The sequence below is a fragment of the Paenibacillus sp. J5 genome, from assembly GCF_054955055.1.
In genome coordinates, this window is the sequence record NZ_JBUEDD010000005.1 from 180,440 (window position 1) to 195,323 (window position 14,884).

At 56.9% G+C, this 14,884-nt stretch carries 15 protein-coding genes; all 15 read right to left on the minus strand.

Annotation, left to right across the window (positions count from 1 at the left end; translation table 11 throughout):
- Nucleotides 1-5: 5 nt before the first annotated feature.
- Nucleotides 6-296, minus strand: a complete 291-nt coding sequence (yhbY, locus tag ACY1JZ_RS10925; protein WP_462629159.1) for a ribosome assembly RNA-binding protein YhbY — start codon at nt 294-296, stop codon at nt 6-8.
- A 27-nt stretch (nt 297-323) separates the two neighbouring features.
- Nucleotides 324-1,202: a shikimate dehydrogenase gene (aroE, locus tag ACY1JZ_RS10930; protein WP_462629160.1), complete on the minus strand. Its 879-nt coding sequence runs from the start codon at nt 1,200-1,202 to the stop codon at nt 324-326.
- A gap of 36 nt (nt 1,203-1,238) precedes the next feature.
- On the minus strand, nt 1,239-2,366 hold the full coding sequence (gene yqeH / locus ACY1JZ_RS10935) for a ribosome biogenesis GTPase YqeH (protein ID WP_270164403.1): 1,128 nt from the start codon (nt 2,364-2,366) through the stop codon (nt 1,239-1,241).
- Complete coding sequence (locus ACY1JZ_RS10940) at nt 2,363-2,887, minus strand: YqeG family HAD IIIA-type phosphatase (RefSeq protein ID WP_270164404.1); 525 nt, start codon at nt 2,885-2,887, stop codon at nt 2,363-2,365. Before ACY1JZ_RS10940 ends, yqeH begins: the two co-directional genes overlap by 4 nt.
- Nucleotides 2,888-3,053: 166 nt before the next feature.
- Nucleotides 3,054-5,300, minus strand: a complete 2,247-nt coding sequence (locus ACY1JZ_RS10945; RefSeq protein ID WP_462629161.1) for a DUF4129 domain-containing transglutaminase family protein — start codon at nt 5,298-5,300, stop codon at nt 3,054-3,056.
- Nucleotides 5,284-6,531, minus strand: a complete 1,248-nt coding sequence (locus tag ACY1JZ_RS10950; protein WP_462629163.1) for a DUF58 domain-containing protein — start codon at nt 6,529-6,531, stop codon at nt 5,284-5,286. The genes ACY1JZ_RS10945 and ACY1JZ_RS10950 overlap by 17 nt, the downstream gene beginning before the upstream one ends.
- Nucleotides 6,532-6,533: 2 nt before the next feature.
- Complete coding sequence (locus ACY1JZ_RS10955) at nt 6,534-7,490, minus strand: AAA family ATPase (protein ID WP_442954735.1); 957 nt, start codon at nt 7,488-7,490, stop codon at nt 6,534-6,536.
- Nucleotides 7,491-7,687: 197 nt separating this feature from the next.
- A complete protein-coding gene (gene spoVAE, locus ACY1JZ_RS10960) occupies nt 7,688-8,038 on the minus strand; it encodes a stage V sporulation protein AE (protein WP_270164407.1) in 351 nt (116 codons plus the stop codon).
- 1 nt (nt 8,039) lies between these two features.
- The gene (spoVAD, locus tag ACY1JZ_RS10965) at nt 8,040-9,056 is read right to left on the minus strand and encodes a stage V sporulation protein AD (RefSeq protein ID WP_462629164.1); all 1,017 of its coding nucleotides are present in this window, start codon (nt 9,054-9,056) and stop codon (nt 8,040-8,042) included.
- A gap of 1 nt (nt 9,057) precedes the next feature.
- The gene (gene spoVAC, locus ACY1JZ_RS10970; protein ID WP_462629165.1) at nt 9,058-9,555 is read right to left on the minus strand and encodes a stage V sporulation protein AC; all 498 of its coding nucleotides are present in this window, start codon (nt 9,553-9,555) and stop codon (nt 9,058-9,060) included.
- Nucleotides 9,556-9,690: 135 nt separating this feature from the next.
- Nucleotides 9,691-10,761, minus strand: coding sequence for a LacI family DNA-binding transcriptional regulator (locus ACY1JZ_RS10975; RefSeq protein WP_462629166.1), 1,071 nt, complete (start codon nt 10,759-10,761; stop codon nt 9,691-9,693).
- A gap of 39 nt (nt 10,762-10,800) precedes the next feature.
- Nucleotides 10,801-11,295, minus strand: coding sequence for a translation initiation factor IF-3 (infC, locus tag ACY1JZ_RS10980; RefSeq protein WP_462629167.1), 495 nt, complete (start codon nt 11,293-11,295; stop codon nt 10,801-10,803).
- Between the two features lie 716 nt (nt 11,296-12,011).
- Complete coding sequence (locus ACY1JZ_RS10985; RefSeq protein WP_462629398.1) at nt 12,012-12,122, minus strand: glycosyltransferase family protein; 111 nt, start codon at nt 12,120-12,122, stop codon at nt 12,012-12,014.
- Nucleotides 12,123-12,220: 98 nt separating this feature from the next.
- Nucleotides 12,221-13,642: a glycosyltransferase family 2 protein gene (locus ACY1JZ_RS10990; protein ID WP_462629168.1), complete on the minus strand. Its 1,422-nt coding sequence runs from the start codon at nt 13,640-13,642 to the stop codon at nt 12,221-12,223.
- Between the two features lie 268 nt (nt 13,643-13,910).
- Entirely contained in the window at nt 13,911-14,870 is a 960-nt protein-coding gene (locus tag ACY1JZ_RS10995) for a carbon-nitrogen hydrolase family protein (protein ID WP_462629169.1), read from the minus strand.
- Between the last annotated feature and the right edge of the window lie 14 nt (nt 14,871-14,884).

Consider the following 14,884-nt stretch of genomic DNA (forward strand, 5'->3'; position numbering starts at 1 on the left):
TGAAGCTATGGCAGCTCGATCGTCTTGTGTTCCTTGGATTCCTTGTATAGTACGATCGTTTTGCCGATGACCTGCACCAGCTCGGCTCGCGCGCCTGCCGCCAGCTCCGCGCCGACCTCGCGCGCGTCTTCACCGCAATTGTTGAGCACCGAGATTTTGATCAGCTCCCGAACCTCCAGCGCCTCCTCAATATGACGGATCAAATGCTCGTTCGTTCCACCCTTGCCGACCTGAAAGATCGGCTGCAGATGATGCGCGCGTGAGCGCAAATAACGCTTCTGTTTTCCTGTAAGCATGTCATTGGTTCCTTCTTTCAATTAATATCATGATTTGGCCGCTGCTGCGGCCTCCAGCGCCTGCAGCACACAACTGCGCATCGCTTCAGCCGGCGCAGTCTGGCCCGTCCAGTATTCAAAGGCATACGCCCCCTGATAGATGAACATGCCTAGACCGCCATGAGTGCGGCAGCCAGCCAGACGCGCTTCCCGCAGAAACCGTGTTTCCAGCGGATTGTAGATCAGATCGCTTGCAATGGCGCTCTCCTTGAGCCAGGATGCAGACGCAGGCGTCTCATCGACATAAGGATACATGCCCACACTTGTTGTATTGATAACCAGATCGGCGCTCTTGCACAGCGTCTCCAGCTCCTCCCAGCTTGCAGCCTTCACCTCCGCCATCAAGCTGAAGTCCTCCGCCAATCTCGCAGCGCGCTCGAACGTCCGGTTCGCGACCGCGATGGTTGCCACCTGCTCCTGGGCCAGCCCATAGATGATGCCGCGGGCAGCCCCCCCTGCACCGAGGATAACGACACGCTTGCCTGCCAGATTCGGCTCAACCTCCTCCTTCAGCGACCGCACATACCCGAGGCCATCGGTATTGTAGCCGATCAGCACACCGCTATTATTGACGATGGTGTTCACCGCACCAATCAGACGAGCGCTCTCGTCAATATGATCCAGGTGAGGCATAACGTCAAGCTTATGGGGAATCGTGACGTTCACGCCGCGAATATCCATCGCACGCACGCCGCCGATAAAGGCCGCAAGCTGTGAGGCTGTTATATGAAAGGCGGTGTAGATACCGTTAATTCCCGTCTCGCGGAACGCGCAATTCATCATGAGCGGGGATTTGGAATGGCGGATGGGATCGCCTATTACGCCATACAGCACCGTATGGCTATCAACCCTGTTCCCTTGCTGCACTTGCTATTGCAACTCCCTTCGGTTTCGGTTGATCTGCTAGATCAGCGAATCACGCAGCAGCACCTTGACCCCTTTGGGAAGATGCAGCTCCAACTGCGCACCTGTAGTTGAATTGACCTTGATCCAGCCAAGACCGGAGATGAACAAATCAACCTGCTTGCCGCGCGGCACCCGCAGTGAATGGCGAGTCCATGCTGGCAGCTTGTGCAGCTCTGACTCATCTGGTGGAACAAGCATCCCCCCACGATGCTCAGCATATAGCTCGTCCGCTCGCTCCAGCTTCGTGCGATGAATCTTGAGCCCCTCCGCGATATAGATCGTGAAGGACTGACGCTCTCCCTCTACAAAATCCAGCCGGGCCAACGCTCCAAAGAATAGGGTCTGGCGCGGATTTAACTGATAAACGAGCGGCTTGAGCGTGTGCTCTGGAAGAATCGTCTTGAGCACGCTCCCCGGCACCAGCTCCGTCAGCCTCGTCGAGTAGACAATACCAGGCGTATCAATAATATAGCGCCCATCATCGATCGGGATGCGCACCGCATCCAGTGTCGTTCCTGGGTAGCGCGATGTCGTCAGCTCATTGTCCAGATCGCTGTAATCGCGAATCAGCCGATTGATGAGCGTCGACTTGCCGACATTGGTCGCCCCGACGACATAGACATCACGGTCGCCGCGATACTGCTCCAATGCCTCAATGACGCGCTCAAAGCCGATATTGCGCTTCGCGCTGCACAGGACAACGTCCACAACCTTCAGACCCTGAGCCTTCGCCTGCTGCTGCACCCAATTGCGCAGCCGATTCAGATTGACAGCCTTAGGCAGCAGATCGACCTTGTTCACGACCAGCAGCACCGGATTAGCCCCGACGAACCGTTGCAGGCCAGAGATCAGACTGCCCTCAAAATCGAATAGATCGACAATATGAACGACCAGGCTGTCCGTATTGCCGATGGCGCCCAGCAGCTTCAAGAACTCGTCATTGTCTACGGCCACGGAGGCCGCTTCATTATAATTTTTAATACGGAAGCACCGCTGGCAGATCGCCGGCTCGCGCGAAATTGCAGATTCCGGCACATAGCCGACCTTGCTCTTGTCCTCTGTCTGCAGTTGCACGCCGCAGCCTGCGCATTGATGAGGACGTTCTGTCTTTACATGCTCTGTCACTTCTTTTCCTCCTTGGGCCATAGCCCTTTTTTACGCAACTGGTATAGTGCCAGCTTCTCGATCTGCCTGTTCACTCTGGTCATGAGACCTTCGTCCTTAGGCGCAATCGGAGTTACCAATATGGTATGCAGCCCCATGCGACGTCCACCCAGCATATCCGTCAGCATCTGATCTCCAATCACCACGGTCTGCTGCGGCTGCAGCTTCATCAACTGCAACGCCTGTCGGAACGCTCGCATAGCAGGCTTGCGGGCAGCATGAATATAAGGTATATGAAGCGGACTCGCAAAGGCAGAGACTCGGGTCTGATTATTATTGGATACAATCACAACCTGAAATCCGCTCTGCTCCACCTGTTTAAGCCAAGTGATCAGCTCGGGCGTGGCGAGCGGCTCCTTGGCTCCTACCAGCGTATTGTCCAGATCGGTAATTATGCCTTTCATTCCTAGCGCCTTCAATTGTTCCAAATCAATATCATAGATGGTATTCACGATGACACTGGGAAGCAATCGTTTGAACATGCCATTACTCCCTGATTTTTTATTGATGGTACATAGCTCAAACTATACCACATCTGCCGATTTTGATGCAAAGAAGAAAAATAGCCGACAAACCGCCTGAAGCTGCGGCATGCCGGCCATACTTGTCCAAGAACGGTGCTCCTTATCGGTCAAATACAGCGTCTGACTATAAGCGCCCTCGTACCGTCTTCGACAATGCCAGGAACCGCTCCAGCTCCTCCAAGGAGGCAGCCTGCCCGCTGTACTTGGCTCGTTCGAACAGCGACAGCAATTCTGCAAACTCCGGTTTCAATCCCGGCCATTCCCTGCTCCATGCTGTCATCGTCTCTCTCGCCGTCTCTTGCTCGGAGAGACTCAGCCCCTTGCGCTTGCCATAGCGGAGCAGCTTGCCCATCTCCCATACGATTCGCTGACTGGCTGTAAACTTGCGGAACCGATAGCGAATCAGAGCATCGATAATCTGCCTGCGGCGATACACAGCCCATGCCGCCAGAGCAGCAAGCAGCGCCAATCCGATATATCCGGTCACTTGGGTCGACACTGTCGTCGCCTTCTCCTTCGGCTTCTCCTGCTGCGTCTTCTCCTCCGTTTCCGGCAGTGGCAGCTCCGGCACCGTACTGGACTGCAATTCAGCATAAGGAAAGGTAAACCCTGCTGTCGGCTCGAACGGAATCCAGCCGTATCCTTCGAAGTACGCCTCCACCCACGAATGCGCGTCCGCATTGCGAACCGTATACGTGCCGGCGCCATCCGGGTTAACGGCCATCTCCTCCGAGGGGTAGACCATCAGTTGATCGAGCGGGAGTACACCAGGCGCATAGCCCTTCACCCAGCGTGTCGGAATGCCGATCGTGCGGCCCATGACCGCCAGTGCGCTGGAGTAATAGTCGCAATAGCCCTCCAGCACCTCAAACAAAAAGGCATCCACAAAGTCGCTGCTCTTGCGCCGCGACAAATCCGGTGTATTCGTATAGACAAAATTATTTTTGAGATACGTTTCGAGCGCCTTCATCTTATCATATGGATTATCGGCTGCCGCCGTAATCTGAACGGCTAGTTCGGTCACTCTCTGGGGCAGCTCCGCCGGCAACTGTACATACATCCGGTTCTGCTGCGAGCTGCCGAGGCTGGCAGCCGCCTGGCGCAAGCCTGGCTCATCCAGCACAGGCAGGCTGGAGATGATCGTATACGCCGAGGGATACGGAGCAGAAGACTGAACCTCCGGCCACCTCAGCTCCCAGGAGGAGGCATGCCAGCTCATCCGGTTAGGAGGCAGCGTATCCTCCTCTCCATATTCCACTGCCATGAGCCGCTCAATCGGCGCCGCTGCAAACAGCACCGGATACGGGTCCTCCCGCACCATTTTGACCGTCTGGGTCACCTTGATCCTGTCGCTGCCTTCCGTCGGCCCCCCCTCGAGCGGTAGCGGCTGATCCAGCGCCAGCCCGATCACAGATGGCTCGCGCCGTTCGGCATCGCTCTTGGACCACCCGTCCCCAGAATAAAAGGCCTTCGTCTCCCCGCGCCAGTAGCTGCGGCGGTTAGTCGTAACCTCCATCACCGTCGAGTAGTCGAACTGAAAGCCCCCGCCCAGCGAATCATCCTGCCGACTATAGCCCGAACGGCTGTCGCGGGCCCCAGAGAGAGAATTGGACAGCCCCTTGTCCCCAACGAAGGAAGGGACAGCTTCGCCGCGCGATTCCTTCCAGATCGTATAAGGGTCCTTGAGGAGCGGAGCAATCGACGGGACGAACAGGCCAGACGACATGACAAGAGCAATAATAAGCAGTGCAGGCAGAAATAGCCCTGCCGGGTACTCGCGAAGGTCATTCCAGCTATCGGGATGCTTGATTTGAAACTGGGCAAAATGATCGGCAACAAGCCAGATCAGCCCAATGAAGATCGTCCATGCGATATTATCCCAGAGCGGGAGCGGCGTGAAGGAATCGGCAATCAGCAATATCGCCAGCACGCTCCCGGTAATCGTGATCATCTGCGACCTTCCCTGTACCCACAGGGCAAACAGGTGAATGACGATCCCTACCGCCAGACTGATCCAGATGAATGGCTCCAGTTGAGCCCAGTTGGCAGCGGCCTCCCCCAGCCACAAGCGCGGATCATCGAATAGGCTCGCTTGAATCGCCTGCCATTGAAAGCCGGTGACATGCATATTTATACCTAGCCATAGTGCGCCTTGCACAAGCAGCCGCACGGCACGCGGGCCGGGCAGCAGAAGCTCCGTCAAGACAACCGTCAGCAGCAAGCCTTGAACAACGGCATAGGTTTCCTCCCACCAAAAGCCTTCAAGCACCTCAAAGCATTGCCATAGCAGGGCGACGACAAACAGATAACGCAGCCGAAGCATCCAGTTGCTCGCACGGCTCCAATACCCTTTCTTAAACCATGTAAGCACGCTGCCCGCCTCCTTCCAGTACACCAGGAAGCTCTTGCAGGCTCTTCACTGTGTAGATCGACCAGCCGCGACGCATAATGATTTGTTGCCACTGATCCTCATCGGGCGAAGGTGCAGCCTCTCCGTCAATGTAGATCAGGCAGGGCTGCAGTCCCTTGCGGTCCAGCCATTGCATGGCGCGAACGATCTCCTCCCCGCCCTGGGGGCTGATGATCACCGCGAGCGAGCCATGTACCAGACCCTGCTCCGCCTGACGCAGCGCCCTCGATAGCGGCAACTGTGAGTCATTCTCGACGCTAACCAGATGATTGATCACTTCATTGCGATGCCCCAACGAGGCGCGCGGCTCCCACACATCAAGCTGGGCGCCGACGGAGACGAAGCCCATCGCATTCTCATTGCGCAATCCAAAATCGAGGAGCGAAGCCGCGCTGGAGACGGCCAGCTCGAATAGCTCGGGACGCGAGTAAGCGACCTGGCTCCGGTCCAGCACAATGATCGATCGCGGCATAGCCTCCCGCTCGAATTCCTTGGACTTCCACTTGCCGGTACGGGCGGTTGCATTCCAGTGAATGCGGGAGAGGCGGTCGCCGTACAGATAGTCGCGAACCCCGTTAAGCTGAGTCGTCTCCTTCGAGGAACGAGCAGCAGCCGTATGGGAGTATGGACCCTTGAAGCCGCGCCGCATCTGGCTCCATGTGCGGATGGATACCGTCTTGGGCAGCACACGGAAGGCGTCCTCCGCATGAAAGGAGCCGGTGTGCTCGATCAAGCCGAATATATCCTTGGTCGCGCAGCGTGTGGGCGAGAAACGGTAGACGCCCCGCTGCAGCGGCGGCGTCAAGTAATGCACGCCGCCGCTTCGCCTCAAATCCGGCACGAAGGACACTTCAAACATCAGGTCCTTCCCGCCTTGGCGAACAAGCCGCTCACGCAGCAGCACATAGGGCACCGGCCAGTAGCCAGGCACCTTCACCTTCAGCTCGACTTCAAGTCGGCTGCCCGCGCTTAGAGCCGCTTTGGCGGCTCCGGGATGCATCACCCGCCGCTCACCCTGCACACGACGGATGCCGCTCCAGCGTCCCAGAAACAGATAGAGCAAGAGAACATTAAATATAAGGAAGATCATCAGCGCGGCCTTGCCGCCCTGGAACAATACGAACACAAGCGAGCTTGCATATAACGATGCGGTCACCCACCAGCGGTACGGATTCAGACCCAGATTGTTCATTCCTACCGCTCCAACCGGACAGGAACCTTGGTGTGAGCTACGATGTCCTCAAGAATATCCTCCGGCCCAAGACCATTAATTCTAGCCTCTGCCTGGAGCAGCAGCCGATGCCCGAGCACAGCCCCGGCAAGCTCCTTCACATCGTCGGGTATGACAAAGGTCCGTTCATTCAGGAAGGCATGCGCCTTGGCCGCAGCCATGAGCGACAGCGCGGCGCGCGGGCTTGCCCCAAGCTGTATCGCCTGATGCTCCCTTGTGCTGCGCACGATACGCACCAGATAATCTGCAATCGCCTCATCGACATGTACGCTGCGGGTACGTTGCTGCAAGCGGATAATATCTTCGATGTCAGCCACCTGCTCCAGCCTGTCTGATGGCTGCCCCGCCTGGTGCAGCAGCAGCATCTGCTTCTCCGTGTCCTCATCCGGGTAGCCGAGCGTCAGTTTCATCATGAAGCGATCCAACTGAGCCTCAGGCAATATATAGGTTCCTTCAAATTCAATCGGATTCTGTGTAGCAAACAGCAGGAACGGCTCCGGCAGCTCGTGTGTGAAGCCATCCACGCTCACCCGACGCTCCTCCATCACTTCCAGCAAAGCGGACTGGGTCTTCGTCGTCGCCCGGTTGATCTCATCGGCAAGCACGATGTTGGCCACAACCGGGCCAGGGCGGAACATAAATTCCTCCTGCTTAGGGTGATAGATCGAGACACCGGTTATATCCGTAGGTAGCAAATCCGGGTTGCATTGTATGCGGCGAAATTGTCCGCCTATCGAACGGGCCAGCGCTTTGACCAACTGGGTCTTGCCTGTGCCCGGCACATCCTCCAGCAATACATGGCCTCCGGCCAATAGCGCCGTCAACAGGCGCGTAATTTCAGTCTGCTTGCCCAGGATACTGGATTCAAGATTACGTCGAATCGTGGTGCAGAGCTGCATGTCATTATAGTTCTGGTCCAATTCCATCCCTCCCGGTAATTAATACAGTCCAAAGGCTGCCGAATATGTATGGAACAGGATTTTCTTGTGGTTCCAACAGGCGACCAAGCAGGAATAGCCGTATACTCTCATTCTACTAAATTGCCAGGAGGGCGTACATCTTATTTTTTGCCAAAAAAAATTGGAGGATCACACAGATCCTCCAATTACTTGTTTGATTATCCTTTTGGCTTGACCACCAGCGCTGCCAGAAACGAAAAGATGATCGCTGCCGAAATTCCCGCGCTTGTCACCTTGAATATCCCGGTAATAATGCCAATCCACCCCGTATCGTGCAGCTCGGTCAATGCTCCGTGCACGAGCGAGTTGCCGAAGCTCGTAATCGGAACCGTCGCTCCCGCCCCAGCGAACTTGATCAACGGCTCGTACAGTCCGACCCCATCGATGATAGCTCCGGCAACGACCAGCGAGGCCATCGTATGCGCCGGCGTCAGCTTCAGCAGATCGAACATGAGCTGGCCGATCACACAGATGGCTCCACCTACCAAAAACGCCCATAGAAATTGCATGTCATTGTCCTCCTTCTATTGAGACCGCGTGCGCAATGCACGGAATCGATTCTCCCTGCTGATAGGAAAGCGGGGAGAGCAGCGCGCCGGTGGCCACGACCAGCATACGCTTCAGCTCCCCCTTGCGGATACGATCCAGCAGATGACCGTAAGTCACTACGGCAGAGCAGGCACAGCCGCTGCCTCCGGCCTGCACAAGCTGCTTTTGCTTCTCCATATCATAGATCATTAATCCGCAGTCGCCGAACTGTGTCTCGCCGATCGGGACGCCGCTGCGCTCCAGCAGTTCCGTGGCAATCTGATGCCCGATGGAGGCCAGATCGCCAGTCACAATCAGATCATAGTCCTTCGGCGTGCGGCCGGTATCCTCCAGATGCGCCTGAATCGTATCGACCGCTGCGGGCGCCATCGCCGCTCCCATATTGAATGGATCGGTAATGCCCAGATCGACAATCTTGCCAATCGTCGCACAGGAGATGACGGGCCCAGCCCCTGCTTCCGCCACGATCGCCGCGCCCCCGCCGGTTACGGTATACTGCGCTGTCGGCGGCTTCTGCGAGCCATATTCGGTCGGGTAGCGGAACTGCTTCTCCGCCGTGCAGTTATGACTGCATACACCTGCCAGCACATGCGTTGCCGATCTGGAATTGACGAGCAGCGCCGCCAGCGCCAGCGACTCCATCGAGGTCGAGCAAGCTCCGAAGACGCCCAGATAAGGCAACCCGAGATCCCTGGCGGCAAAGCTGCTGCTAATGATCTGATTCAGCAGGTCGCCTCCTACATAGAACTGCAGCTGCTCCTTGCGGATGCCGGCATTGCGAATCGCAAAATCTGCGGCCTGCTCCATAAGCAGCCGCTCTGCCTTCTCCCATGACTTCTGCTGCATATCCAGTTCAGGGTGCACCAGATCAAAGCAGGAGGCCAGCGGCCCGTCCCCTTCGTCCGGCCCGACAATGGCCGCTGAGCCGATGATGACCGGACGGTTCTCAAACCACCATGTTTGCTTTCCGCGCAGCATCTTATTGTCCCCCCGTCCCGAGGATAAGGTGAACGATACCGACAAAGAAGGCTGCCACGGTGCCAAATACGATAACCGAGCCCGCAAGCCGGAACATGTGTCCGCCGACGCCAAGCACCAGCCCTTCGCTACGATGCTCCAGCGCAGCGGAGCACATGGAGTTGGCAAAGCCTGTCACCGGTACAGCCGAGCCCGCCCCTGCCCATTGCGCCAGCTTGTCGTATACGCCTAGGCAAGTGAGGATAACCGCCAGCAAAATCATGACGGCGACCGTCGGATTGCCTGCTTGGGTCTGGGACATCTTAAAGTAGTGCATAAACATGGTCTGAACACATTGGCCGATCAGGCAAATCCCGCCGCCTACGAGGAAGGCGCGCAGACAGTTTTTGCCGATGGAACGCGAAGGCTCGCGGTTTTTGGCAAATTGCTTGTATTCCTTGCTGGACATCGCAATTTTCTTGTACTTGCCGCTCCCGGCGCTTTTTGTAGTCAAGCTCATCCCTCCTTTTGCTTTAAGACCATTATTTGTCGACTTCTAGCATGTTATGTATGCCAGGATATGTCATGGGGGTAGGTATCAGGGCATCCTCCGAACGAAAAAAAAAAGCGCATCGCTCATTGCTGAGCCATACGCTTATGTTCTATTGCCTGTAGAGACCTGGCTAATCCGCGAGACCGACTCGCGTACAACAAGCTCCGGCAGCACCTTCATGCTCTTGCTGCTCTTCGCTCCTGCGATCATGTCGCACAGCCTCTTCGCTGCCAGCCTCCCAACTTCGTTGCCCTTGAGCGAGATCGTTGTCAGCTCGGGGATACAGTCCGATGCGTAGGGAATATCGTCAAAGCCTACGAGCGAAAGCTCCTCCGGGACGCGAATGCCCGCCTTGCTCGCCGCCTTCAGCATGCCGACAGCCACCAGATCATTGGCACATAGCACCGCCGTTGGTCGCTCGGGAAGAGCGAGCAGATGATGCAAGAACTGCTTGCCGCTCTCGACATTGAATCCGCCATCCAGCATCCATTCCTTGCGTATTGCAATGTGATTGGCTCTCATCGTCCGGGCAAAGCCCTGTCTGCGCTGACGAGTGTTCGAAAGCTGGGTGTACCCGCCGGCAAATGCAATATGACGATGTCCCGCATCTATGAGGTATTGAGCTGCCAGCGACGCGCCTTCCTGCTCGTCCACATAGACGCGCTGTATTCCCGTGCCGGGCATACAGCCATTGACGAGCAGCAGCGGGACTCGCTTGCTAACCTCAACCGCCTCTCTGACCAGATGCTCGGCAGGCTTGGCCAGATTGACCCGCCCTCCAATCCAGATCATACCGTCAATCTGCTTTTCCAGCAGCAGGCTTACATAATCCGATTCCCGTTCATACTGCTCCGATCCTGTGCCCAGTGTCGAGACCGTATCGCACAGGAACATTGTATAGCCTTGGCTGCGAGCCTCCTGCTCCAGTCCAGCCAGCAAGGCAGGAAAGAAGGGGTTCGTCATGTCTGGGATAATCACGCCAATCATGCCGGTCGATTTCTTGGACAGGCTGCGAGCCAGCGCATTGGGCTGGAACTGATGTTTCCGAATCAAGGCTACGACTTTGTCTCTGGTTTCCTTCTTAACCGGGGCTGTGTTGTTCAGCACACGCGACACGGTCGCTACCGATACATTCGCCTCGCGGGCAATATCATAGATGGTGACCGCCTTCATCGGGCACACTCCTTTTTGCTTGCGTGTTCGATAAGCTGCTTATCTAGCCTCCAGCGGCAGCAGCACAACAGCGGCCTGCTTGCCGCTCAGTTGCAGCCCGCTCTGCTTGGTTCCGTTGCCCGCAAGGTCGCGAACCAGACGCTCCAGCAATTCCTTCGCCTTGGCGCCCTCCTTGCCCTGGATGCGCACGACAAGCTGCACGCTGATGCCGCCCTCAAGCAGCTTGGCGGCCTGCCTCAGCTTGGTGTCATAATCATGGTCCTCGATATGCGGTGTAAGCCGCAGCTCCTTCACCTTGGCGCCTGCGCCCTCCTGGCGCTTGGCAAGCGGCGCCTGCTGCTTCGCCTTGCCCCTGGCCTCCAGCTTGCAGGGGGGAGGGCTGGACATCAGCGAGAGGCAGACCAGATCAGCCTTGGCCTCTCGTGCCATCGCAAGCGCTGCCTCCCGTGTCACGATCCCCAAATCCTCGCCCTGTAGTCCGGTCAGTTGAACCTCTGCGGCCTTGATCTTCTCATTCATAATTACGGCTGCCATATGTACCACTTCCTTATGTAAAAATACGGTCAAATGATGAGAGTTAGCTGTACCCTATTGTACATTCGCGCTGCTCAAGCAGCAACTATAAGCGGGAATATGCAGTCACTGGGACGCAGCAGACCTCTCCGAAGCAATGCTTCGTCCCACTCTCCGCCCGCTAGCGGGCAAAGCAGCAAGAAACCGCCCGGGTCGATGAGCCGGACGGTTTCTAAAGACAAGGGGGGCTGACTGCTGTCACAGCCATCAGAGTTGGCAGGGGGAATGGACTAGAACTGCCACAAGCACAAGAGCGCGGCCAGCAGCACGTAGCCTATCAATATAAGGAGCAGTTGCCTTTGCTGTCTGGTCACAGCATACACCTCTCTCTTATAGACTTGCAGAGCATACCCCAGTGTATTCGGTGAACGGCCCGACTGTGCGCCCCCCATCCAAGCTGCAGATCGCCTTTTCGCCCCATACTGCGTTGAACAAGCATTCGGCCAGATCTGATCGTTCAGAGTGCTCAGACGCTCCCTAATGATTGTTCCCTTTGCCGTTGCTTTTCTTGTCAGAGGAGCGGGTAGTCGTATTTTTTGCTCCATGTCCCTGCTGCTTCGCCATTACACATCGCCTCCTTCACTCGTTAGCGTATGCCATGGCCGTCCGCTTTATAGCTGTCGCGTTCACCCCACTTTCTTCCTTCCAGGTTGCACATTCAAGCTGGCGAACAGCTCCTATAACCTTCTTCTCCACATATGGTCGCGCGCCAAGCGCAACCTGCCAGCAGCCGCAACCGCGTCGGCCTCTGCATGGTGTGTCAGGTAATAACGCAGCTTGACCAGCAGTCCTCTTCATCGTCTACCAGCCCCCAAGGAGGTCACCCTGTTCACTGGACTTGCTTTCGTGCATCCTGATGGTCTAGCGAGGCCCCTTTGCCGCCTCGCTAACGCTTGTCAATCTCGGAGAAGCTCGCGAGCGCCCACAGCTTCCAAGCAGCATAGGCGGAGGCATGACGCTTGGTTATGCTGTTCCCCCGCATGCGCAGATGGTATAACGCCGCGGGAATATACTCCGAATCATATTGCCGAAGCAGCCGAATGAGCATCTCCATATCCTCATAGAGCCGGCCGTAGAACGGGTCCGCCTGCCGCCAGCCCCCCTGCTCCCGCAGCGCGGACAGCCGGTATAGACGAGGCAACAGCGGCCGAGCCCGCTCCAGCAGTCGGCGGCTGTCAGCAACCGGAGCAGCCTGGTGCACCCCCCGGATGATCAACTGGTGCTTGCTGCGCTCCTGCCATTCCCAATAGTCGCTATGGAGCAGGGCGACGCCATCACTGGCTGCGGCGGCTGCGGCGGTCAACTGTTCAATGGCATCACAAGACAGCCAATCATCGGCGTCCAGCTCCAGCAGCCAACTGCCGCGCGCTACTGCAAGAGCTGTATTCAGAGCGGTAGCCTTGCCACGATTGCGATCATGGCGGAGTACATAGATTGGTGCAGCAGGAAACAGGCTCGCCATAAGCTCGCCAACATCCGTGGGAGAGGCATCATCCACAATAATCAGCTCCCAGTTGTTGCTCGTCTGCTTCAATACACTGCGCACCGCCCACGGCAGATATTCCTCATCTTTATATACACAGATTACAATTGTTATCAGTGCTGTTGTACCCGATATGATGCTGTCGTCTGCCGCCGAGGGTCCAACTGCTCCAGCAGGTGCGGTTACTGTCAAGGAAGCGCCGTCACCTTCAGCAGCAGGCGGGGTTAGCTGGACAGTGCCGCCAGCAGCCCTGCCTGTCACATAGGATGCAGGCGCTTCCAACAGCGGGCGTACCGCAGCCCATTCTTCCTCGCGACGTTGCCAGGCTGGCGGACGTTGAATCGGAGGACGATAGCTGGAGGTGACCAGCTCCGATCCGTCGCTGCGTGAGGCAAGCTGACAGTATTTATCGTAAGCGACATAGTCCTGGAACGGCAGTAGCCGCTCATCAGCAAATCCATGACATTCGCCGCTAACCAGAAGTCTCCTGTTCCATAGCATAATTTCCTGAGGGTACAGCGGCGTGCGCTGCTGTGCCGGGGAACGAAGCGCCGAATGGATACATAGCCAGCCCAGGCCCTCCTCCTCCATCCTTCTTCTCCAGCCTGCCGCCTCCTCTCCAAACACATGCAGCAGCACCGCCCCGGCCGGGATGACCATGACAAGCGCTGCCTCAGGGTGCTCCCCCAGCCATCTATTCATCAAGCGGCCCGCAGGCTGCTCGACCGGGACGATCACAGCTTGCGGCAGCAGCACTCCGGCCGCCCTTACAGTCATGCGGGCGGCTGGAGTGCGGGTATAATTCAGCACAAAAACAAGCATCATCCATCCCCTCTCCCGAATGAACGGTTCCATCCTTTAATGGTTATGCAGCATACAACGCTTACATACATTGCATTAAATCATCTGCAAAAGGGGAGGGCAATGATGGCTGTGATTGTGCTTTTCGCTTAACCTATCGATTGCTGCCGCTCGACCGACTCCTTCATCCATATGGTGCTGCATCGTCTGAGAGAGCCGGGAGATTGCAGCGCACGAATACGCTATGCGATGAAGCATACTTGGGCAGCGCGGGTACAGGAGCTGACACAGGCTATTCCTGTCCTGTCAGCCGAGTAACGCCAGGCTGCTTCGCTTCATTCACATATAACTGGAACACATCAGGACGGCTGTAATGACCGACGGCATCGAAATCATAGCGGCTCTGCACAACCTTGGCCATATCCAGGTCTGCAAGCAGCATTCCTTCCTCATCATATAACGGCGGCGCCGCATAGTTGCCCAGCGGATCGACGATGGCACTGCCGCCGTTGCAGAGTGTCGCCTCGTCTGCAGCTATATCGTCATAGCAAGCCAGATCCTGAGGATACATGTCCTTGGTCACATACTGGTTGCTAGACAATACGTAGCAGCGGCCTTCACAGGCAATGTGGCGGATGGTCGATTGCCACGTCTCCCTGGCATCCGCAGTAGGCGTAAGCAATATATCGATGCCCTTGGCATACATCGCCGTTCGGGCGAGCGGCATGTAATTCTCCCAACAGATCAAGCCGCCGATCCGTCCAAACGGCGTGTCGATGACTGTCAGCGTGCTGCCATCCCCTTGCCCCCACAGCAGCCGTTCTGATCCGGTTGGCACCAGCTTGCGATGCTTGCCGAGCAGACTTCCATCCGGGCCAAAATACAAAATGGTGTTGTACAGCGTAGCCCGGCTATATTCTGTATCTCGCTCTACAACGCCGACTGCCAGATGCAAGCGATGCTGCCTGGCAAGCGCCCCGATCTGCCTGCATTCGGCACCTGGAACATCAATCGCGCTCTCCCAATAGCGTGCCCAATCCAGCCTTCCCTCCGCACTGCGACTCCCGACGCGCGCACCCATGGACAGCCCCCGTGGATAACCGGGAACGAACACCTCAGGAAACACGACCAGCCCCGCTCCCTGCTCAGCCGCTCTAGCCGCCCATATGGACAGCTTGTCGAGCGCAGAGCTCCTGTCAAACAGCATGGGCGCAGATTGAATCACTGCTGCACGAACCTTCTGACCGCTCATCCTCACTCCCCCTT

Coding starts and splice junctions, on each gene's coding strand:
- ACY1JZ_RS10975 (WP_462629166.1), bottom strand. CDS start 10,761: ATGAAGGCGGTCACCATCTATGATATTGCCCGCGAGGCGAATGTATCG.
- ACY1JZ_RS10995 (WP_462629169.1), bottom strand. CDS start 14,870: ATGAGCGGTCAGAAGGTTCGTGCAGCAGTGATTCAATCTGCGCCCATG.
- infC (WP_462629167.1), bottom strand. CDS start 11,295: ATGGCAGCCGTAATTATGAATGAGAAGATCAAGGCCGCAGAGGTTCAA.
- ACY1JZ_RS10940 (WP_270164404.1), bottom strand. CDS start 2,887: ATGTTCAAACGATTGCTTCCCAGTGTCATCGTGAATACCATCTATGAT.
- spoVAC (WP_462629165.1), bottom strand. CDS start 9,555: ATGAGCTTGACTACAAAAAGCGCCGGGAGCGGCAAGTACAAGAAAATT.
- spoVAD (WP_462629164.1), bottom strand. CDS start 9,056: ATGCTGCGCGGAAAGCAAACATGGTGGTTTGAGAACCGTCCGGTCATC.
- yhbY (WP_462629159.1), bottom strand. CDS start 296: ATGCTTACAGGAAAACAGAAGCGTTATTTGCGCTCACGCGCGCATCAT.
- ACY1JZ_RS10950 (WP_462629163.1), bottom strand. CDS start 6,531: ATGAACAATCTGGGTCTGAATCCGTACCGCTGGTGGGTGACCGCATCG.
- spoVAE (WP_270164407.1), bottom strand. CDS start 8,038: ATGCAATTTCTATGGGCGTTTTTGGTAGGTGGAGCCATCTGTGTGATC.
- ACY1JZ_RS10990 (WP_462629168.1), bottom strand. CDS start 13,642: ATGATGCTTGTTTTTGTGCTGAATTATACCCGCACTCCAGCCGCCCGC.